Source organism: Aquiflexum sp. (genome assembly GCF_041751335.1).
Classification (GTDB): Bacteria; Bacteroidota; Bacteroidia; order Cytophagales; family Cyclobacteriaceae; genus Aquiflexum.
Genome location: NZ_JBGSXS010000155.1, coordinates 1 through 21,866 on the forward strand (window position 1 = coordinate 1; position 21,866 = coordinate 21,866).

18 protein-coding genes are annotated in these 21,866 nt (G+C 38.6%); 6 read left to right on the forward strand and 12 right to left on the reverse strand.

The window, feature by feature from the left end; genetic code table 11:
* Positions 1-229: 229 nt before the first annotated feature.
* Positions 230-1,363: a DUF819 domain-containing protein gene (locus tag ACEW8U_RS08545; protein WP_373521622.1), complete on the forward strand. Its 1,134-nt coding sequence runs from the start codon at positions 230-232 to the stop codon at positions 1,361-1,363.
* Positions 1,364-1,919: 556 nt separating this feature from the next.
* Here the strand turns inward: ACEW8U_RS08545 and ACEW8U_RS08550 are convergent.
* The 8 genes from ACEW8U_RS08550 to rfbC form a co-directional block, all read right to left on the reverse strand.
* A complete protein-coding gene (locus ACEW8U_RS08550) occupies positions 1,920-3,170 on the reverse strand; it encodes a pyridoxal-dependent decarboxylase (RefSeq protein WP_373521623.1) in 1,251 nt (416 codons plus the stop codon).
* A gap of 250 nt (positions 3,171-3,420) precedes the next feature.
* Entirely contained in the window at positions 3,421-4,161 is a 741-nt protein-coding gene (locus ACEW8U_RS08555; RefSeq protein ID WP_373521624.1) for a shikimate dehydrogenase, read from the reverse strand.
* Positions 4,158-5,093 (reverse strand): DUF368 domain-containing protein, encoded by a 936-nt coding sequence (locus tag ACEW8U_RS08560; protein WP_373521625.1) that lies wholly within the window; start codon positions 5,091-5,093, stop codon positions 4,158-4,160. Before ACEW8U_RS08560 ends, ACEW8U_RS08555 begins: the two co-directional genes overlap by 4 nt.
* A gap of 47 nt (positions 5,094-5,140) precedes the next feature.
* Positions 5,141-5,911 carry a phosphosulfolactate synthase gene (locus ACEW8U_RS08565; protein WP_373521626.1) on the reverse strand — a complete coding sequence of 257 codons (771 nt, stop codon included), beginning with the start codon at positions 5,909-5,911 and terminating at the stop codon, positions 5,141-5,143.
* A gap of 26 nt (positions 5,912-5,937) precedes the next feature.
* Positions 5,938-7,359 (reverse strand): tetratricopeptide repeat protein, encoded by a 1,422-nt coding sequence (locus ACEW8U_RS08570; RefSeq protein ID WP_373521627.1) that lies wholly within the window; start codon positions 7,357-7,359, stop codon positions 5,938-5,940.
* A gap of 143 nt (positions 7,360-7,502) precedes the next feature.
* Positions 7,503-8,471 (reverse strand): SDR family NAD(P)-dependent oxidoreductase, encoded by a 969-nt coding sequence (locus tag ACEW8U_RS08575; RefSeq protein WP_373521628.1) that lies wholly within the window; start codon positions 8,469-8,471, stop codon positions 7,503-7,505.
* Complete coding sequence (locus tag ACEW8U_RS08580; RefSeq protein ID WP_373521629.1) at positions 8,468-9,220, reverse strand: tyrosine-protein phosphatase; 753 nt, start codon at positions 9,218-9,220, stop codon at positions 8,468-8,470. The genes ACEW8U_RS08575 and ACEW8U_RS08580 overlap by 4 nt, the downstream gene beginning before the upstream one ends.
* Entirely contained in the window at positions 9,220-9,771 is a 552-nt protein-coding gene (gene rfbC, locus ACEW8U_RS08585; RefSeq protein WP_373521630.1) for a dTDP-4-dehydrorhamnose 3,5-epimerase, read from the reverse strand. The genes ACEW8U_RS08580 and rfbC overlap by 1 nt, the downstream gene beginning before the upstream one ends.
* A 229-nt stretch (positions 9,772-10,000) precedes the next feature.
* Between rfbC and hflX the strand changes: the two genes are divergently transcribed.
* Positions 10,001-11,266, forward strand: a complete 1,266-nt coding sequence (gene hflX, locus ACEW8U_RS08590) for a GTPase HflX (protein ID WP_373521631.1) — start codon at positions 10,001-10,003, stop codon at positions 11,264-11,266.
* Positions 11,267-11,276: 10 nt separating this feature from the next.
* On the opposite strand, the gene ACEW8U_RS08595 is transcribed toward hflX, so the two are convergent.
* From ACEW8U_RS08595 to ACEW8U_RS08605, 3 genes are read right to left on the reverse strand one after another with little or no spacing between them, the layout of a single operon-like run.
* Positions 11,277-12,659: a tRNA/rRNA cytosine-C5-methylase gene (locus ACEW8U_RS08595; protein ID WP_373521632.1), complete on the reverse strand. Its 1,383-nt coding sequence runs from the start codon at positions 12,657-12,659 to the stop codon at positions 11,277-11,279.
* A 35-nt stretch (positions 12,660-12,694) separates the two neighbouring features.
* On the reverse strand, positions 12,695-13,495 hold the full coding sequence (locus ACEW8U_RS08600) for a CHAD domain-containing protein (RefSeq protein ID WP_373521633.1): 801 nt from the start codon (positions 13,493-13,495) through the stop codon (positions 12,695-12,697).
* A 59-nt stretch (positions 13,496-13,554) separates the two neighbouring features.
* Positions 13,555-14,463, reverse strand: a complete 909-nt coding sequence (locus tag ACEW8U_RS08605) for a hypothetical protein (RefSeq protein ID WP_373521634.1) — start codon at positions 14,461-14,463, stop codon at positions 13,555-13,557.
* A 361-nt stretch (positions 14,464-14,824) separates the two neighbouring features.
* On the opposite strand from ACEW8U_RS08605, the gene ACEW8U_RS08610 reads away from it, so the two are divergent.
* From ACEW8U_RS08610 to ACEW8U_RS08620, 3 genes are read left to right on the forward strand one after another with little or no spacing between them, the layout of a single operon-like run.
* Positions 14,825-15,907 carry a hypothetical protein gene (locus ACEW8U_RS08610; protein WP_373521635.1) on the forward strand — a complete coding sequence of 361 codons (1,083 nt, stop codon included), beginning with the start codon at positions 14,825-14,827 and terminating at the stop codon, positions 15,905-15,907.
* Between the two features lie 2 nt (positions 15,908-15,909).
* Entirely contained in the window at positions 15,910-17,331 is a 1,422-nt protein-coding gene (locus ACEW8U_RS08615) for a CHAT domain-containing protein (protein WP_373521636.1), read from the forward strand.
* A 7-nt stretch (positions 17,332-17,338) separates the two neighbouring features.
* On the forward strand, positions 17,339-20,584 hold the full coding sequence (locus ACEW8U_RS08620) for a tetratricopeptide repeat protein (protein ID WP_373521637.1): 3,246 nt from the start codon (positions 17,339-17,341) through the stop codon (positions 20,582-20,584).
* A gap of 175 nt (positions 20,585-20,759) precedes the next feature.
* Here ACEW8U_RS08620 and mazG read toward each other — a convergent pair whose 3' ends face one another.
* The gene (gene mazG, locus ACEW8U_RS08625; RefSeq protein ID WP_373521638.1) at positions 20,760-21,560 is read right to left on the reverse strand and encodes a nucleoside triphosphate pyrophosphohydrolase; all 801 of its coding nucleotides are present in this window, start codon (positions 21,558-21,560) and stop codon (positions 20,760-20,762) included.
* Between the two features lie 71 nt (positions 21,561-21,631).
* On the opposite strand from mazG, the gene ACEW8U_RS08630 reads away from it, so the two are divergent.
* On the forward strand, positions 21,632-21,862 hold the full coding sequence (locus tag ACEW8U_RS08630; protein ID WP_373521639.1) for a hypothetical protein: 231 nt from the start codon (positions 21,632-21,634) through the stop codon (positions 21,860-21,862).
* Positions 21,863-21,866 lie beyond the last annotated feature (4 nt).

Below are 21,866 nucleotides of genomic sequence, written 5' to 3' on the forward strand. Positions count from 1 at the left end.
GGAGTTATGTGCATAGAGGATGACTGAGGTATCCAACACAAAAATTTTTCGGTCTTTATCGGATTTAGCTCTTGGCATAAGTTAAAATGTTACTGTATGATTATTGGGAATAATATAGAAATTTAAATATAGGATTACCATTTTATCAAAAGAAATTAAGTTTATTTAAGAAAAGGATAATCTTATTGATTTGACTATCAGAATGATAATTTTTTGCCTATTTTTCAGGATGCTCTGGAATCAGGATCCCATTTATGTTTCGGCCATGCTTTGTTTGGCCGTATTTTTTGCGAGTTGGTTAAATAGGTTTCAGGGTTGGAAAACAATAGGTACGCCCATCCTTGCCATTCTTATCTGCGCAGTCATTTCCAATTTGGGAATTATTCCGACAGCCACTGCTGGTCATCCGGTTTATACAGGAGTTTTTGTCTATATCGCTCCTTTGGGAATTTTCATTGCACTATTGGAAGTGGATCTTAAAAGCCTTAAAGATGCCGGTCTTCCCATCCTTCTGATGTTCGGTTTGGGAGCTCTGGGGACATTAATTGGTGTATTTGTTGCCTGGTTTTTGGTGAATCCTGCTGCGGAGATCGGTCCGTTGGCGCATGCTGTGGCGGGGATGTTTACAGGGACATATATTGGAGGCAGTATCAATTTCAATGCGGTGGCTTTGCACTATCAGGTCAATGAAAGTGGAGTATTGTTTGCAGCCACAACGGTAGTAGACAATCTTCTCGGGACGCCATGGATCATAGCCACATTGATTTTACCCAAATACCTGCAGCGTTATTTCCCCCGCAAAAAGCTGGATTCCTCCAAATCTGCGTCAAAGATCAAAACCCAGGAAAATATCTCAATTTTATCGCTATCCTTGATCTTAGGTATGGGTTTGTTGGGAATGGGTATTTCCAAAATGACTGCAATTTATTTTCCACAGATACCGGAAATCATCACCTTAACTACTCTAGCCTTGGTTATGGCCCAATTCAATTTTGTAAAGCGTTTGCAGGGGAAACATACTTTAGGGTTTTTCTTTATTTTGATATTTCTGGCTGTCATTGGGACACTTTGTGATGTGTCGGCACTTTCAGGAATTGGGAGTCTTGCAGGCTCATTGATGCTTTTTGTTTTAGTAATTATTTTGGTTCATGGATTGGTGATATTTGGAGTCGGGGCAGCATTCAAAATGGATTGGGATGTGATTGCAGTGGCTTCACAGGCCAATGTGGGCGGAAATACCACTGCCCTAGCAGCTGCTGAAAGCCTCAACCGTCCCGACCTCCTGATCCCCGGGGTATTGGTCGGAAGTTTGGGAAATGCTTTGGGGACCTATTTGGGTTTTATGGTGGCGGGGATGGTGTAGATTTAAAAAATTTACTAACATTCAAGTGAAATTAACTTTAAATTTTTCTTACATCCAGTTGATATTCTAATCCATCAATTTTCCTTTTCAATTTCCCAAAGTGTTTAGCTATGTTTCCAGTCTTTTTCCTTTTCCCAAGTTTTTCATTGAGTATTTTGGAAATGTTTTTGGAATTGGTTTTATCAATTATCACCGTCATCTTTTTTGATTTTAAGAAATTGAATTTAACATTTAATATCAAATTTGCAGGATTTATTTGGTTCAATCATAAATAATTCTGTTTGATTTCTCCCTCTGAGTGTACTTAAACTTCCGGTGGTGACTGGGTGTAGTTTGCAACTACACCTTATAATCATTATCAATTTGCAATTGTAAAACGTCTTAAATTCACCAATAAGCCATCTCAATAAGACCTTCCGGCCCTGAGTAGCTTCAAGTACTAGCGTACAAATATTGATTCTGGAATTTCTCCCGACTACTGTACGGGATACAAGGATAGAAAGGCGTAGTTACAAACTACGCCTAGCGTCAAAGTCACTCTTCATCTTACTCCAACTCACTTCCTCCCCCTGACTTCCCCCTCCAATTCCATCAAAAACATGTCAATGGTTCCCGGCTTGACGTGGGGCATCACTACGATTTTGTACCAATTGGCTTCGTGTTCGTAGCTGTCTGCTACCAAATAGTATTTATGAGCGAGTTCCTTGGACATATACTTTGCCTTGATGGCGATGATATTGAGGTAGGGGTTTCGGAAATATTCCACGCCCATCCTTTCCAGTTTTTTGCAGATTCTTTCGGTTTGATCACAGAGCATTTCCATTTTGTATTTCCAGCCCTCAGAACCATGGATCTGCAATATCATCCACATGGAAATGGCATTTGCCCCAGAACGGCTTCCACTTACAGTATAGTCCTTGCCGGGAATATATTGTGCTTCTTCGGTTTTGACGTAGTCAAAATAACCTTTTCTGATTAGGAAAAGTCCGGTTCCATAGGGTGTCTGAAGCATTTTATGTCCATCAGCAGTAATGGAATTTAGGTAGGGATTTTGGAAAGTAAACCTGCTCAGAGGATTGGTAAATGGGTAAATAAATCCACCATAAGCTGCATCTACATGGATCTTGAAGGGAGCATTGATATTGGTGAAATATTCTCCCAACATGTCGATGTCATCCACCGAACCGAACATGGTTGTGGACAGGTTGGCAACGACGATAAAGTATTTGATGCCATCCTTTAGGGCTGTTTTTACTTTGCTTTCCAGTGAAGCCTTGGTGATTTCCCTGGTTTCGGGATCCACTTCCAAGATGATATTGGTCAGGTTGAGGAGATTTGCTCCTTTGGGCATAGAGTAATGGGAATCCTGGGAATAGACCAATCCGATTTCTCCGATTCTTGCCCCATATTCCTTTCGGAAGAAATTCCGATAAATCCACATGGCCTGAATGTTGGCTTCTGTACCGCCTGTGGCCACATAGCCATCTTGCTGATTGGCATCGCCGTTGAAAATCTCTTCGGCTACCAACTTGATGAGGTCTTTTTCTACCCTTTGTGTGCCCTCAAATACCTCTAAAACAGATTGGTCACTGAGTGTATGCACACCGATGTGGTTGGGATTTCTGACCATGGCCGACATAAATGGGGCATCCTTAAGAAAAGGCGCATCCGGGTAAAATTCCATGGTGTCCAAGTAAGTTCCCGGTACGCCTAAAATTGGGCGGTCACCTCTGTAGTCAAGGTTTTTTTCTAAAGCTTTAAATATGGATTCTTTGATCTGTTCGTGTGATTGTTTTTTCCAGTACATGGCTTGGTTTGTGTAGGTTACCCTCTTTGATGCCAGTTTCCCAGTTTCCTCTTATTGACTTGTCGGAAGCTGGAAGACCGAAGACCGAAGAAGCTGGGAATTGATATTTAACCAGCTCGAAAGTCATTTTTCCAAATTTGATGGAAACAAAGAGGTATTATGAATAATAAATACTAAATGTGAATTTATTTGTAGAAGCGGTTTTTCCAGAAGTGATTTTTCTTGGATCAGATAGCTTTACAAACAGAAATCAGTTCCAGATTCTCCAGGCAGCTTCGGCCTGAAGTTGGAGCATTTCCAATCCATTTTTCACTACTGCGCCACGGGCCTCTAAGGACCGCATCAAAAAAGTCTTTTCCGGATTATATACCAAATCATACACCTTGTGCATGCTGGAAATATACTCGGGATTGATTGCAGGCATTTCTTCTGTTTTGGGAAAGGTCCCCAATGGAGTGGTATTGATGATCAGATGATTCCGGTCCAAAACCGATTTACTCTTTGAAAGGTCCTCATACGAAATAATTCCCGGGTCATCACCTGGGTTTCGGGATACCAATAGGTATGAAATCCCCAAATCCTTTAATGCCTTCACCACAGCTTTGGACGCTCCACCTGTTCCCAATACCAATGCATATGGCTTTTCACCATTCAGCCAATTGTCTAACGATTCTTTGAATCCAAAGTAATCGGTGTTATAACCCTTAAGTTTTCTATCGATGATTTTGATGCAGTTTACGGCACCGATTTCCTTGCAGGAAGGATCAAGGCTGTCCAAATAGGGCAATACCTTTTCTTTGTAAGGTACGGTCACATTTAGACCTTGAAGATCAGGGTTATTCTGGATAATGGAGGGGAGAAGCGAGATGTCTTCAATTTCATAAAGATCGTATTGACAGTCTTTTGTTCCCTCATTTTCGAATTTAGCAGTAAAATACTTCTTCGAAAAAGAATGGCCTAAAGGATAACCTATCAATCCAAATTTCCTCATTTCCTATTGATGTAGTAAGCGGTTCTTTCGATACCGAGTACCAAAATTACACCAAAAGAAAATGCAAGCAAGGCAAATAAAAATAAAGATTCTTGCCCTGTAACTTCAAGATAATTTTGAGGTAGAATGTTTTCTGTTACAAAAGGTTTCTGAACCCCGCTTGAGGACATCCTATAGGAAATGACTTCTTTCCAAGGCCAAAGTTTATTGATAGATCCTAGCATAAAACCGGACAGCAATCCTATTGTGATGGCATGGTATTTTTTCAACAACCATGAAATCAATCTACTGAAGGACAATATACCGACAATACAACCTCCAGCAAATACGGCCAGCAAAGGGATGTTTTTTTCTGAAACTGCAGCAAGGATTCTTTCATATTGACCCAATACCAATAAGAGAAAACTACCCGAAATCCCCGGTAATATCATGGCGCATATGGCAATTGCGCCTGCTACAAATGTAAACCATAATGTGTCAGGTGATCCAATGGGGGGAAGTCCTGTAATCCAATATGCCGCCACAGTTCCAATGAGTATGGCTATTATTACGCCAATGGTCCAATTGCTGATATCCCGAAGAATAATAATGGCTGAAATGATGATAAGTCCGCAAAAAAACGACCACAGAGGGATGGCATGGTAGTCCATCAAATAGGTGATCAGTTTTGAAAGGGTAAAGATACTTGTCAGTATGCCTATCAGGAGGGTTAATAGAAAGCTTCCGTTTACATGTTCCCAGAATTTTTTGAACTCAAAGCGCAAAAGAAAACCAATAGCTGTTTTATCAAAGGCCTTGATACTGTCCAGCAATTTTTCGTAAATCCCGGTAATCAGTGCAATGGAGCCTCCCGAAACTCCAGGAACAATATCTGCTGCTCCCATGGATATTCCTTTCAGGAAGACCAAAATATAATCTTTCAGATGGTTCATTGATCGAGATGAATATCATGCCATTCCATCATGGCACTTCAGTAAAATTATAGTTGATGGTCTCCCAGAAAATGGTCGAAGGTATCTCCTCTTAGACCCAACCTGATGGTTTCCAGCGGAATGAGTTCATTTGGAGCAATATTCCCAAGGTTGACATTAGCTCCCAAAAGTTTGACAAACCAAACCTGCTGCTCTTTTTGCGGGGCTTCCCAGATAATTTTTTCTTCGGGGATTTTGGTGAGGATTTCTTCTACCAATCCTTGTCTTACCTCTCCTGAATCCCTAAAAAGTCCCACGGTTCCGCCTTCTCGGGCTTCTCCGATCACCTTCCAAGAGCCTGCTTGAAGTTCCCCCTGCATTTGCTCAATCCATTTATATGGAGGGATGATTTTTGCGGCATCTTTTGACCCTACTTCCGAAAGGACAGTGACATCCTTTGCTAGGATTTCAATGTATTCACATTTTTTATCGTGATTGAGACTGATAGATCCATCAGAAACCTCAGCGAATCTCAGATTAAATTTTTCAAGTACTCTTCTGTAATCCTCAAACTGACCTCTGATTACAAAAGCCTCAAACAATGTACCCCCCAAATAAACCGGGATTCCTGCATCTTGATAAATATCGATTTTTTGTGCCAAGTTTTTAGTCAGATAGGATGTTGCCCAGCCCAATTTTACAATGTCAACAAAATCGCTGTTTGAATCAACAAAGTTTTCGACTTCCCTGATGCTAAGGCCTTTATCCATGACCATGGTAAACCCTGTCGTACGCGGCTTTTGTGAACGTACAGGCAGGTTCTTAAGAACGTAATTCATTCTAACAGATTTCAGGTAATTAGATTTTAAGATTCTGATGACTTTGCGTCATCTTTATATTGGGAGATGATTTTGAAAATAGCCTTTTGATGTTTGATTTCCGGCATCAATTCATAAAGCATGGTATGTCTCCCAAAGTCCAAAGTTAATGCATTTTCCAAATATGAAAAGGCTTCCTTGTATTTACCTGTCTTTAACTGGTATACAACCATTCGGTAATACAGTTCGGCCTCCTCAGGAAGTTCTTCAATCCCTTCTTTGAGAACATCGATTGCCTCCTCAAAGCGGTTTTGGTCAAAATAGATGATGGCAAGGTTGACGTAGGTTTCTATGATTCCTGCCTCAAGATTAATGGCCTCTTCATAAGCGTCTGCACTTGCTTGAAGGTTGCCAAGGTTATATTCCGCATCGGCCAGGCCCACCCAATAATTGGGGTTTTCTGTTGTCAGGTTAATGGCTTTACGGAAATAATGTATGGCTTCAAAAAACTTCTCTCTTTTGAGCATACACATGCCCAGTCCAAACCAGGCATCATCATATTCAGGGTCAAGTTTGGATGATTTTTTGAAATATTTGAAAGCAAGGTCAATCTGATCCAATTTTTCGTAGGCTGCTGCCAAATAACAGCAATTCTCCGCATTCGAACCTTCACAGTTGATCGTATTTTGGTATGCTTCCAAAGCAAGGTCAAATTGCTCGGTATTCATGTAAGCATTGCCAAGGTTGAAGTAAGCAGATGCAAAAGCATCATCAATAATCAACGCATAGTCATAGGCCTGAATAGCTTCCTCATATCTGCCCAAGCGATTATAAACCACTCCCAAGTTATACCAAGCACCTGCACTGTAAGGGTCTTGATCAATGAAATCCTGATAGAACTGAAGGATTTCTGTAAAAGATCCTTCTTCCTCTGTAATCATGGCCAATTGGAAAAGTGCATCCTCATGATTGATGCGGAGTTTGACACACTCTTTATAATAATGAATGGCTTTTTCGTTATTCTCGTCTGCTTTGTAAAGATTGCCAAGACAATAATATACCTCTGCTTTATCATCCGCCAAAGGGGTGAAGTCCTCTAACATTACAATCGCCTCTTTGATATTCCCATTGATCATCAGTCCTTGACTGAAGGCAAGAATGATATCTTCATTGTTAGGGGAAAGGTTATTGATGTTTTCAAGAATTTCCAGACCTTCTTCCAATTCATCATTAAAAATCAGGCATTGGGCCTTGAAAAGCTTTATTTCAATGCTATAGGGAAATTTCTCCAATGCATGGTCAGAGGCCTTTAACGCTTTCAGGTATTTTTGTTGGTCGAAATAAAAGCGGATGATATTCTCTAATTCTTCCTCTTCAAAATATAAATCCAAATTGGATTTCAATGAGTTTTCAAATCTTTCTACTAACTCTTTATCTTCCTCCCATTCGTTTTCAAAATCTCCGGTCATCAGCTTTATTTTAAATTCTTACTTAAGATACCAAATTATCAGGAGCCACAAAATCATACTTCAAATATTTTTCTCTTTAAATCTGGGTAAGATTTATGACATGGGTTTACCGGTTAATTGTATTAAGAAATGTCAACGTTGCTTTAAAGCCTTTCGTTCGCTTTTGCCCATTGGAAAGTTTGTTCCAATGGGGTATACTTAAAGTCCAAAATGGAATTTACTTTCCCGTTTTCAAGATATATTTCAAGTTGTGAAATCATCGCAGTTTGTTTGTTTAAAGGACTTTTGGTCAGTTTTAATATTCTTCCAATCCCCACTGCTATCAGGGCCAACCTTAATTGAAAGGATTTCAGTTTTTGAAATGGAGGTTTTTTTTCAAATGCAATTGCCATTTTTTCAAAAAATTCCTTGTAAAGGATTGTTTTATGGTTGAGAATAAAACGTTCACCCCACTGTTCCTTTTGATAGAGTTGGAATGTAATCTCTACAGCATCCCTAATGTCGATAAAATTGACAGTCCCTTGCGGATAATATTTGTTTTCTTCAAGTACATAATGATAAATCTGGGTGCTGCTTCTTTCATCAGTTATTTTTCCCAAAATCACAGATGGCATGATTACCAATGCCTGAATCCCCTCCTGAACACCTCTCCAAACTTCCAATTCGGCCCTGTACTTTGAAATAGCATAAGGTGTATTGTACTTGGATGCTGTCCATTTGGAATTTTCATCGTAGGTGACAGTATCGACTGTCCTCCCCAATGCAGAAATAGAACTTACATGGATAAGTTTTTTCACCCCTTTTTCCAGCATGGCATTAACAATGTTGGAAGTTCCGGTCACGTTGACCTCCATGAGCTTGTCCTCATCATTGGAGTCAAAAGATACCAGCCCTGCCACATGAATGACCATGTCAATACTTTCCAAAGCGGTTTCAAGGGATATAGGGTCAAGGATATCGCCTTCAATCCAATTGATCGTTGATGCATCATCTCCCAAAAGTTTCTCAGAACTATTTTTTCTTTTTAATGCAAAAATAGACCCTTCATGAGCGAATCTTTTGACAAGGTAGCTGCCAAAAAGTCCCGTGGCACCTGTTATCAATATTTTCATAAGGAATTGTTAAGCAGACTCATCTCCTGAATCTTCTCGAAATACTTATATTTTGGCAATGTTTCCAACATGTCCAAGTACCTGTGGTTGTGGCAATCAGTCCCAAAAAATCTTATTTTCCCTTCATCAATGAGCAATTCAGCAAAATTTTTTATTGGCTTGGAGTAAAATCCTGTAAGGGATAATAAGTTGATCTGAAAATAAACATCCCTATCAATCAGTTCATATAGAAAATCTTTGTCCTGTATGAGGTATTGATACCTTTCTGGATGGGCCAAAACAGGCTTGTATCCGTGCATTTCCATATCAAAAAAAATCTCTTTCAACATCAAAGGTCTGCTCATAAATCCAGTTTCTACCAGAACCAGATTATCTCCGATAGGCAATAATTTCTCACCATTTTTCAGTTTTTCCATCAGCATTTCGTCAATAAAATATTCCGCTGCGGCTTCGATCTGAATTTCAATATTCTCGTCTAAAAGAGCTTCTCTCAATTTTGCTAGTCCTGGCAAAATTGTTTCAGGAGAATTTTTGTAATATTCTGACATGACATGAGGCGTGGTGATGATTTTTTGGAGGCCATATCCTTTTAGTCTTTTGATCATAGCAATACTCTCTTCCATGCTCTTTGAACCATCATCTATCCCCGGTATCAAATGGGAATGCATATCCGCCCCCATCCAACTCAGGTCGAGATCCTGAATGGGTTTATCCTTGATAATAAAATTAAAAATATCTAATACTCCCATTAAATTCCTCCCTTGGTCATTTCGGTAAATTTTTCGAGTGTTGGCAACATCTGATCTTTGTCTGAAAGAATCGGCATAGCTATTCCCCAGTCAATCGCCAGCTTTGGGTCATTCCAAATAACGCCACCTTCACTCTCCTTGTTGTAATAATTTGAACACCTGTACGAAAAAACAGCATCTTCAAGTACCGAAAACCCATGGGCAAAACCCTCAGGTACATACAGCATATTGTGCTGAATATCGTCAAGAATTTTTGTATATACTGCACCATAAGTCACAGAACCTTTTCGAAGATCCACCACCACATCCAATACCTTACCTTTCAATACCCGGGCCAATTTTGCTTGTGCAAAGGGTTCTTTTTGGAAATGAAGCCCTCTTACTGTTCCTGCTTTTGAAAAAGATTGGTTTTCTTGGACCCACTCTTTATCAATACCATTATGGCACAGTTCATTTTTTTTGAATGATTCAAAAAAGTATCCTCGATTGTCTTCAAAAATATTCGGATATATTTCAAAAAGTCCTTCAATAGGTGTAGTCAAAACTTTCATAATTCTTAATTCTTTAAATTTTCTTGTCGTAAATATTCATCAACAAATCTGATGTCCTGTGAACATTTGTTTTAATTTGACTTGTTGAATTTGTCGATATTGGTTCATTTCCACGAATAATTGCGCAAATATAAGTCTTATTGGGAGTAGGTTGGTAAATTTGTGGCAGAGATTAAGATTTGGAACTATTTATGCGCTTCTTGTCTTTTCCAGAAACAAACAAACTTACATGAGTAAATATTCCCGAAAGCTTCAAAAATTATATGATACCGCTCCCGTTCAAGAAACGGCTGTGTTGGTGGCCTTGATTCGTCAAGGTCAAACAGACCATCAGATCACAGAATATCTTGACGAGCTTTCTTTTTTGACTGAGACATTAGGAGCCAAGACAGTTTATCGCTTTACCCAACGAATGGAAAAGCCTGATGTCAAGTCGTTTGTAGGCTCAGGGAAATTGGAGGAAATCAAATCATACATTGATCACTTCGAGGTAGATATGGTTATTTTTGATGATGACCTTTCACCTTCCCAAATGCGAAATCTGGAAAATGAACTCAAAGTAAAGGTCTACGACCGTTCTTTGTTGATTTTGGATATTTTTCTGAATAGGGCGCAGACTGCACAGGCCAAGACCCAAGTTGAACTTGCCCGTTTCCAATACCTATTGCCGAGATTGACCAACATGTGGACCCACTTGGAAAGGCAAAGAGGTGGTACAGGAACGAGGGGTGGTGCCGGTGAAAAGGAAATTGAAACAGATAAAAGAGATATCCGAAGCAAAATCACCTTATTGAAAAGCAAACTTAAGGATATCGACAAACAGGGAGTGACCCAAAGAAAAGGACGGAAAGGAATAGTCAGGGTAGCCTTGGTCGGTTACACCAACGTGGGCAAAAGCACCTTGATGAACTTGATGACAAAATCAGAAATTCTTGCAGAAAATAAACTTTTTGCCACGGTAGATTCCACTGTCAGGAAATTGGTATTGGAAAATATTCCTTTTTTGCTTTCTGACACGGTTGGTTTTATTAGAAAATTACCTACCCATTTGATCGAATCTTTTAAATCCACCTTGGACGAAATCAGGGAAGCAGAACTCTTGGTCCATGTGGTGGATATTTCACATCCAGGATTCGAAGACCATATTACAGTGGTGAACAACACACTCAATGAAATCGGTGCGGGGGATAAAGCAATGTTGCTGGTCTTCAACAAAATTGATCTAGTTCCCAAAATGCCTTCTGAAGAAGAAATGATGCACATGACGGAACTTGAGGTGGAGGAAAACAATTACCTTGATTTTGGGAAACTGGCTGAAGCTTATACCAAAAAAACCGGAATTGAGCCTGTTTTTATGGCAGCACATGAGGGGACCAATGTGGAGATTTTTAGGGAATCTTTGGTCAAAGAGGTGAAAAAGCAGCATATCAAAATGTATCCTCATTATCTTGAAAACGAGGTGATCGATATGTCTTTATATAAGGATTTGGAATAATTCTGAAAGCCTACCTCATCCTTATCCGCCATTCTTTAGGATAATTATTGTTGATCCTGTTGCCCAGATTTTTGATCCAACCCAGAGGGTTGTTTCGATACGTGACCAAAATCCATCCTTGAGGAATGTCACTTACCTCCATATCATCCTTTCTAAGGAATGTAAGGGCTTGGTCAAGATTCAGCTCATGGGTGGTAAAACCAGTTTTGGGTAAGACACTTACCGCCAATTCATGGTTTGGGATGAATTGGTCTTTGTTGAATTTGCCTAACTCAACGCCGAAATACCTGATGTTCAAAAACCTGCTCAGGAATTCAAAATGGGTTTGATGTTTGGCATAGGTCCAAAAGAAACTGTCCTGAAGGCTATAGAATGTACTTTTTTCATCCAAGCCCAAATCTGAAATCAATCTTTGTTTTTCCTGCTTGCTGGCAGCCTTGATATGAGAATGCTTGAAATCCTTGGTTTTTTTTGGTTCCTGAATATAGGCACCTTCAGGTCTTTTGAAGACTGAAATAAAAAAACCTTCCCCTTCGACATGATGTGGATAAAACCTGTATCCATAAAAAGTACCTTCCTCAGTTTCAATAGCACTTTCGGTTATTTTCCAATCGGGGTCAAGGGGAATTCGGACTGGTTCATAGGCATATTCTGAACATATAAACCGGATCATATCCTCGTTTTCTTTTTCATTGAATGTGCATGTGCTGTATATGAGATGGCCACCGCCTTTTACAAGCGCACCGGCTTGGTCCATGATTCTTTCCTGTCTTACTGCACACAGGTTGACATTGTCTTCTGACCATTCATTCCTTGCTTCCGGATCTTTTCTGAACAGACCTTCTCCCGAACATGGCGCATCTACCAGCAACAAATCAAAAAAACCTTCGAGATCCCTAAAATGCTCAGGGTCATTTTGGGTGACCATTGTATTGCCCAAGCCCCATTTGATGATATTTTCCTTTAGGATATTTGCCCGGGTTTTGATCACTTCATTGGCTACCAAAAAACCATCCTTTCCAAGAAAACTGCTCAACAATGTGGATTTGCCACCCGGCGATGCAGCTAAATCTAAAAATATTCCGTCCTTGGGTGCCTGAATACATTTTAAAATATGTGCGACAAACATGGAGGAAGATTCCTGAACATAATAACATCCCGCATGAAAAAGCGGATCCAAGGTAAATGAAGGTCTTTCGGATAAAAAATAGCCTTCATCATTCCAAGCAACGCTTGTCACATCTTCTTTCAGGTGTATTTCTTTGTAAGGATTGATCCTGATAGAAACCCGAGGCTCTTTTTCAAGTGATTTTACAAATGCCGTAAATTCTTTTTCGTCCAGATAGTTTTTCATCCTGAGTACAAAAGCTTCCGGGAGTTTGATTTCAGACATACAAAATGGTTTTGCCAAAAATAACCTTTTCCCTTTTATTGTTCTTGCACAATCTGAGATTCGGTCGAAGAGACCCGCAAGATCTTTTCTTTGAAACCCTCTTTTGAGCTGTCAATTTGGATAAGTATATCTTCAATGTTTTGATTCAATGTTTTTCTGGAAATGCCATCAATTTTCTTTCCTTTCAACCACAATTGGGTCTGATGTAAGTCATGCCAATTTCCGGTTTTTTCGGTAAGCTCTCCAAGGTATTCCACATTCACTTCTTTCTTTTGGCTAATCCCTTTTCCGGTCAATTCTGTTATATGCAGGATTGATTTCAGGTTCTTTCTTGAATCGTGAAGATGGGGGATAAATTTTTTCTTCTTGAAAATGAGTTGGGAGGCAAGGATATAATCTTTGTAGAACCTTCCCGATTGGGATTTGGAAATGGGGGTAAGTTCTTTGTAAAAATCTTTCTCGGCCTTTTGAAGCAATTTTTGATATTTTTTCTCTTTGTGAACAAATTTTTCAGTTTCCTTTTGGATCAGGTTTTTTAATTGGTTTTTAAGTTTTTCATTTGTCAGACCAACTAATTCAAAATTGAGCAGGTGTATTTGGGCTTCCCTGATGATTCCGGCATGTTTAAAAATTTCTCTTACCGGTTTGAAAATCTCGACCACCTCACTGTTCGGAAAAGCATGAGAATGGAATTTTACAAATGAATGGATTTTCTTTGTAAAAACCCTCATTTGGTGGATATCAACAGGGTTTTTATCTTGACAGAATTGATTAAAATGCTTATGGAGCATACCCCACCTCTCTTCTAAAAATTCTTTTTGTATGCGCGTATTCAATATGGATAAATTTTTGAACCTGAATATACATTTTATTCAAAAAAGATAAGGAATTAAATTCACTTGGATTTCAGTGAAAAGCCCATGCCCATATGGTATTCAACCTTGGAAAGGTCAAATCCTCTAAGATTTCCTCCAAACCTTAAGTTCAATCCGTTAAAATCTAGAATTAGACCACTTTCCAATGCAGCTTGATTTTTATTTGCTTGGGGATTTTTTGCCCATTCATTTCGTTTGTTGGAGCTGTTTTCTTCAAGGATTTCAACTTGCCAAAATTCTCTGCTGTGATTTAATCCTGCCCCAGCATACATCCAGAGCGGTTTATGGATTTTCCAAGTAATACCCATTATCCCTTCTACCATGCCATGGCGGATGTATCCGGTGGTCTTTGCATTTTCAAATTCTGCTTCACCGTAAACGGAACCTAAGTTATTGGCTGTAAGGTCACCTGTTTTGAGTAAAATATCAGAGTTGCCTCTGATGGTCATGTAGGTACCTATACCACGGTGGTTGATGCTTCCGATTGTTATCCCAAACGGTACGCTGGGAGTATAGACAAAGGAGTAAAAAAATCTGTCAACTTTTCTTATTGGAATAAATCCTTCGGGAAGATTGCCATATTTACCAGTTGGGTTTTTTTGGTTTGTTGCAATGGTTTTTTCCAATTCAAAAATCTTGGGATAAAGGTTTTCGTTTCCCAGTTTTTTTGCATGGTCCAAGTATGGTTTGGCCATTTTTGTTTTCCCTGTTTTGAATAGGGCAAGGGCTGAGTAATAATATCCTTCTCCTTGACTTAAATCCATGGCGATTTGGGTCTTCGCCATTTCCAGTACCTGTAACCAGTCTTTCTGTTCAATTAATAAGTTTATCTCTTTATCGATTTTGAGAAAATCGGTTTGTTGGGAATAAGCAGAAGTCGTAGCCAGCAATAAAATTAATGCGAAAGCCACTTGAGTGAAACTTTTCATGATGAATAAAACCTAACGCAGTAAAACAAACTGCGGAAATTGAAGAGATAGATTTGGGTGATTTTGTTTGAAAATCAATACTATTTACAGCATAAAATCTATTAAAAAAAGAAATAAAAGAAATAAAATTTTGAATATATGGTTTTGCTTTTTGTAATAATTAAAGTGCGGATTTTTGCCATGCCGAAATTTGGATATTAGTTATGAAATTGTGTTTATGCCATTTGGCAGTTTTTTCTCAATGAAATGCCAAACATTTTAATTAAAAAAATCCAAAACAATAAAGTATAGTAATTTGAAGCAAATAAATTGGTTTATAAATTGGGAAAGACTAATTTAAAGTGTTTTAAATCCAATATTTATGGGAATTTCTTCATTATGGAAAAAGGTGAAAGAGTCACCTTCTTTCACTCCAACCCAATTCGTGGTAATTGCAGAAAATATTGACCAAAAATCGGGTTTGGGTCAGCCAATTGAAAAGGACCAACATTATTTTATGGTAAGGGTCAATGAAATGTTTCTATCTTATCAGAGAAAATGGTTTTCTACTTACGATCCGGTAGTCTTTTCCACGGCTGAATATCTTTATGGGGGACAAAGAGTCTCACAGCCATTTTTGATCAGCCCCAATATGTTGCAATCCCCATTTAAAAAACTCAACGAGGGCTTTTTGTTCAAAGATACGACCATTGCAGGCCTTCAGCCATACAGGGGCGGATTTTTTGGACTAAGTCTGGTATTGGGCAGGTTGAAACAGGATAATTATCTGAGAAAATTATTGTCACTTCTTGAGAATACCGCAGCGGCATTCCCGACCGGTTTTTCCACAGTTATAACCGGATACTCTAAAATTGCAAATATCGTTTTGGACAGCGTTGAAGCCATGTTTGACAGCCACGAAATAGAACCGGTCATTGGTATGCGCCAGGAATATGTGCCTGCCGTCCAAGATAATTTTACTTCAGGCTACAGGGTTCTTATCAATGCCCTGGAAGGTAAATTTGATCCATCAAAGTTTTTTGTCAAGAATAACAGTCTTTTTTACGGAAATTCAATAGATGAATCCCAACCATACAGGGAAAATGATTATATTTTATACAGCATCCTGAAGACCAGTTATAGGGATGATATTGATATTTTGCCCTTTCACCATCAGTACATGGAACTGCAAAAACTCATATCAGGGATGTTTGAGCTTTCGGCTGAAGAAAGGAAACTGATCAATGGGAAATTATTTTCATTACAGGATAATATAAGAATGAGTCCCGATCTGATACGTCCTCAAATTATTGAACAGATCAATACCTACAGACAAGACTTGAAACAAATGATTGATTCCCGACAACCTTTGAGCGGCTCCAAAGGCCTTAAAGAAGAAAAACAGGATGAATGGGAAAAGGAAATGGATAGCTTGGGACTTGAACTGCTCAACCAAATAAATTGAAAATGAACGTCTCGACCATCAAAGTATCGTTTCATTACAACAAAATCCAGATTGTAAGATCTGTTGAATCATCGGAAGATGATATCCTCGTGAGAGAATCCATTGAATTGGAGTTGAATGTTGCCAGGATTTTTCATAAGGTGTTGAACAAGGCCAGGATCATAGAAATTTTTGAAAAGAGAGATTATGAGTTACTCGGGGAGATGTTGTATAAGATCCTTACAGCTACCGAAAAAGTCAGGATTTTCTTTATAAATATTTTAGCTGAAGTTATCCGTGACAAAGACAGCAGATGTTTGTTTTTTTTGGAATTTCTGGACAATACCAATGAATTTGCTTCCCTGCCATGGGAATATTTATACATTCCCTACAATCAAGAGAGGAAAATAGGCCCTTTGTTCATCGGGGCGGATCCAAAGAGTCAATTTGACCTTTTCCGGTTTTTGAAGTCAGAATTTCAGGTTCCTGAGGAAAAATTCAACCCGGATGAAATGAAAGAGATCAGTGTAGTGTTGGTCTATGTCAATGCTGCCGACCGGCCCATCAATCAACTTGGATTACAAAATACTTTCAAATCTTTGATCCAGAAATACGCATCAAAACTTGACGACGGCAGCCCGGAGACTTCAGGATTCAATGTATATCCCATACAAAATCCCACGAAAGAAAATATTTTTGAACAGATTTCATTGGAATTGAAGAATATAGAAGGTCCTTATGTATTGCATTTCATGGGTCATGCAGAGATGCGGAAGGATGGAAGTTATTTAGGATTGGCAGGTGATAATGGGAAAATTGATTATTGGAACGCCGAAAGTTTTGTTGATCTCTTTGACCAACAAAAGAATGACCCGATAAGGCATCCTTCTTTGGTTTTTTTGCAGGCATGTGAGAGTGGGCAGATTGATGAGAAAGGCAGTGGCTTGGGAATTGGTTTAGTCAAAGCAGGTATTTCCCCGGTTATTGCCATGCAGAATGAGATTACCGAAGATGTTTCCAATGCTTTTGTCCAAGAGGTCTATCAATTTTTAATGGAAGGAGATGATATTTTCCATTCGGTCAGTAAGGGAAGGTATTTTTTGGGCTGTGAGTATTCTAAAAATTCCAATAGCGATTTCAAATCCTACAACACCAATTTCTTTGGAACCCCGGTGGTTTTTACCAATAAGGCAACAAGCCCATTGCGGTTGATGCCCAAGATTAAAAATATGGAAAGTGGAAAGAAGGAAATAAATACAAAACGATGTTCCCGATGTACATCCGTATATGAAAACCCCACTTTTGAATACTGTAATAAAAATTTCTGTGGTGGAAAATTAATACCGGTCCAGACTTCCACTGAGGCTAAAGCCGACTCATCGGCATCCACCTCCAAAAGTGAAACGGCCAGGGTAAGGACATCATCTTCAACCTCATCAAACTGAGTTTTTTATGGATCTGAATCAAAAGGATATTAGGTTGGTTTTGGCGGACATTTACAAAAACGCCTGTTTGGATGAAGACTGTGATATGAGGGAATTGGCGATTGTGCTGGAGAATCTGGCAGAAGTTTATGAAAATTACCCAACCATACAGGCATGGTCAAAGGTCAAAATAGACAAAGAAAGATTTGAAAAAAAAGCCTATTATCAACGTATTCTGGAGTTAAGATCAGGGATTAACAATAAATTATTGGAAAAAGCTATCGGGAATATTGAGAATCAAGCGGCAAAAGATAGAGATTTGGCATTCACCCAATGGTTGATTATTTATACTGAGGCTTTGGTGAATTGGGAAGGGGAAATTTTCGGAAATTTATGTAAATACAAATTTGACTTTAATCCTAAGGATAAGGATAAAATTGAGGAACTTAAATCTTTAAATCAGCTGGTGTTGGATTCGAAGTGGCCGGAAATTTATCCTTATTTTTTGAATTTTGCAGAAAATGAAAAGCTGCCTGTTACCACAAGGAGCTATTTTTATCTTTACAGCGCTCAAATTGTCCTATATTATTTTGGTTATTCTGATATAGTCGAAAATTTGATTCAAAAATCAGAGGAAGTTTTTCCTGATAATAAATTGATCAACCGGGTCAAGGGAGAATTGCTGATCATAGAAAATAATCTTGACAAAGCGAGGACTTTATTGTTGAACGCCATCAATGTGGATCCGAATCATATCGAGAATTATAATTATTTAGGGGATTCTTACCTAAATGAGCAGAAATTTGAAACAGCCGAACAATGGTATAATGATGCCGTTCAGATCAATTTTTTGGAATATTTGCCTTATTCCAAATTGATAAACTTAATGGGGGAACCGGTTTTTTTTGAAACAAGGCCCGGAGAAATCCAAAAATTGCTGGAGAAGGCATGTAGCTTTCTGGAAAACGAGGAATTCGGGAATAAACTATACATCCTCCATATGGATGCGGGTAATGGGTTCAAAAAAGCCAAAAATTATGAAAAATCAATAGAATATTATTTGAAAGCTATCGAACTTAAACCTGATTTCTCTTCTGGAAAAATCGACCTGGCTTACGTCTATGCAGATAAATCTGATTTTGAAGAAGCGGAAAAATGGTTGAAAGCTGCTGTTTATCCCAAAAAGGAATCCTTGAATTTTGCTGCTTATTGGGCTTTGGGTTGGCTTAATGAATCGGACCAATTAAACAATATTCCAAAGTCGATTGAATACTATCAAAAGTGTTTGGGCATCAGAACTATGGGAGACGACAGGGTTTATAATATGTTGGGCATTTTGTATTATAACTTGGGTGAAAATGAAAAGTCAGCTGAATATTATAGAAAGGCCATCAATGAATATAAATATGAAATTGTTTATCATACTAATCTCAAAAGTGCCTTAGAGAAGATTGGTGGAAATGAATTGATGGTTGATTTTTATGACAATCTAGTGGCTAGTTTTCCACATAAAGCAGAGTATTTCAATGAGGCCGGTGTATTTCATTATAACATTGAGGACTATTCAAGAGCTCTGGATTATTACGATAAGGCCATAACTCTGGTCCCGGATAATCGCATCTTTTGGGAGAACAGGGGCTTGGTCCAAGAAAAGATAAATAATTATGATTTTGCGATTTCTGATTACCTCAGGTCTCTTGAATTTCAGGAAGATGATTTTTTGTACAATGCCGTAGGAAGATTGAAATACTGGCAGGAAAAAAACGAAGAGGCAGTAATATATTATTCCAAAGCCATTGAACTGAATCCGGACTACGCAATGTATTGGGAAAACCGTGCGTATGCCAATGAGAAATTGGAGAATTTACGGCCAGCGGAAAATGATATTCAACATGCTTTGTCATTGGAAGAAACTCCAGCGAGATTCAATTTATTGGGACTTATCTATTTTAAGCTGAATGATTTCCAATCCGCTCTGGAATACTTTACAAAGGCCGAAAATGATGAACCAACAAATAGAGTTTATATAGAAAACCGAGCTTCAGCCTATAGGAATCTTGAGCTTTACGATGAAGCTATTCAGGAATATCAAAGATCAATTGAGATCAAAGAGAGTGACTTTTCATTTAATGCCATAGGTGTCATGAAGTATTTGCAAGGGAAATTTATGGAAGCGATAGACTTTTATTCCAAAGCTTTGCAGCTTGATGGCAATAATCCAATTTATTGGGAAAACAGGGCATTGGCGTATGAAAAGGCAGGAAACTATGAGTTTGCGGAAATGGATTCCAAAAAAGCCCTGGAAATTGAAGATAGTTCTGGGAGAAACAACATTTTGGGCCTGTCTTTACACAAACAGGGAAAAATTGATGAGGCCATTGTCTATTATTCAAAAGCCTTGGAGCTTGATGCCAATAATCCAATTTACTGGGAAAACAGGGCATTGGCTTATGAAAATTCAAAGAACTATAGCTTAGCGGAACTTGATTCCAAAAAAGCCCTGGAAATTGAAGGTAGCCCTCTCAGGTACAACCTCCTAGGTTTGTCTCTATACATGCAAGGTAAAAATAAAGAAGCAATTCAATATTACACTCAAGCAATCGAAATGGATCATTTCAACCCGGTTTTCTGGGAAAATAGAGCTTTGGCCTTTGAGGCTATGGGCTTGTATCAAGATGCATTGGCTGACTATTCGGAGGTGATTGAAATCAAAGAGGATCCCATTACATACAATTCAATCGGAAAGTTAAATTACTGGACTAAAAATTTCCATGAAGCAATTGAAAATTATTCCAAAGCCATAGAATTGGACGGCTCCAAAGCCATCCTTTATGAAAATCGAGGCTTGGCCTACTATGCACTTCAAGATTTCACCTCGGCGGAACAGGATTTTTTAAAGTCTTTGTCAATAGCAGAAAGTAAAATTGTCTTCAATCAATTGGGAATAATAGAGATGGAACAAAGTCAATTTGAGAAGGCCGTTGAATATTTTTCGAAAGCAATAATCATCTCTCAAAATGAAGCAATTTTATGGGAAAATAGGGCTCAGGCAAAGGAATCTTTGGGCTGGAACAAGGAGGCTTTCTTGGATTATCAAAAAGCCTTAAGTCTTGGCCCCTCACCCGTTTCCCTCAATGGATTGGGGAAACTCTCCTATAAGGAATCTGATTTTGAAAAAGCATGTGAATATTTTGCTAAAGCAGTCGAATCGGATCCTACCAACGAGGTCTATAAAAATAATCTTGAATTGGCAAAAGAAAACAAGGGTTCTTAGGCAATGGATTCATAATCGGAATTTTTAATGAATAACCTGAAAGATTCACAACTTACTTTTCCAATTTACATTTCCTAACCGAAAATTTGATGAAGAATTTAAAAAGGGTTGTTTACACTATCGAAAATATCAATTAGTATCTATTAATATCTACCCTCTGTAAATTCTTAAAGTATCATAACTTCTTCGCCTCTTCCCAATACACATCCATTTCAGCCAAGGTCATATCCTCAATCATTTTCCCAGATTCTTTGGCGGCTTTTTCGAGGTATTGGAATCGCTTGATAAATTTCACGTTGGTACGTTCCAAGGCCTCTTCGGGATTGATATCGATAAACCGTGCATAATTGATCAAAGAAAAAAGTAAATCCCCAAATTCTCCTGAGGCTGTCTCTTTGTTGATTTCATCATCTTCTGATGCATTGAAAGCTTCTTTGAATTCCTGCATTTCCTCTTCTACTTTTTCCCAGACCTGATGTTTCTCTTCCCAGTCGAACCCTACTCCCCGGGCTTTCTCTTGAATCCGCATGGCTTTGATAAGTGCAGGAAGAGATTTGGGTACCCCTCCGAGAACAGATATATTTCCTTTTTCCAGTAATTTGATTTTCTCCCAATTCTGTTTGACTGTTTCCTCATCTTCGGCTTTGGTATCTCCATAGATATGCGGATGTCTTCGGATCAGTTTTTCACATAGGCTATCAATCACAGTCCCTATATCAAAGGAATTTTTTTCAGATCCTATTTTGGCATAAAAAACAATATGCAAAAGGATATCTCCCAATTCTTTTTTGATCTCATTGAGGTTATTTTCTATGATGGCATCCGAAAGTTCAAAGGTTTCTTCTATGGTAAGGTGCCTCAGGCTTTCCAATGTTTGTTTTCGGTCCCAAGGACACTGATCCCGCAGTTCATCCATGATCGTCAATAGTCTATCAAATGCTTCAAGTTGGGATTTTCTGGAGGATAATTCAGACATATGAGGGGAAACTAATCGGAAGGTGAGGACGTTTTCAAAGTATTACGTAAATTTGCGCAAATTAAATTGATATGACAACCTTGTACTTGACTTTAGGCTTTCTGGCATTATTCTTCGTTTTGATGTCCGTCAGGCTGATATTTCTGAAAAACGGTGAATTTAAAGGCACCTGTGCTTCACAGAATCCTTACCTTAACAAAGATGGAGGAACCTGCGGCTACTGTGGTAAAACCGTAGATTCTGAAAGTTCCTGCGGCAACCCTGACAATGAAGTGGACAAGGTTATGGCCAAATTTAAGTAATCAG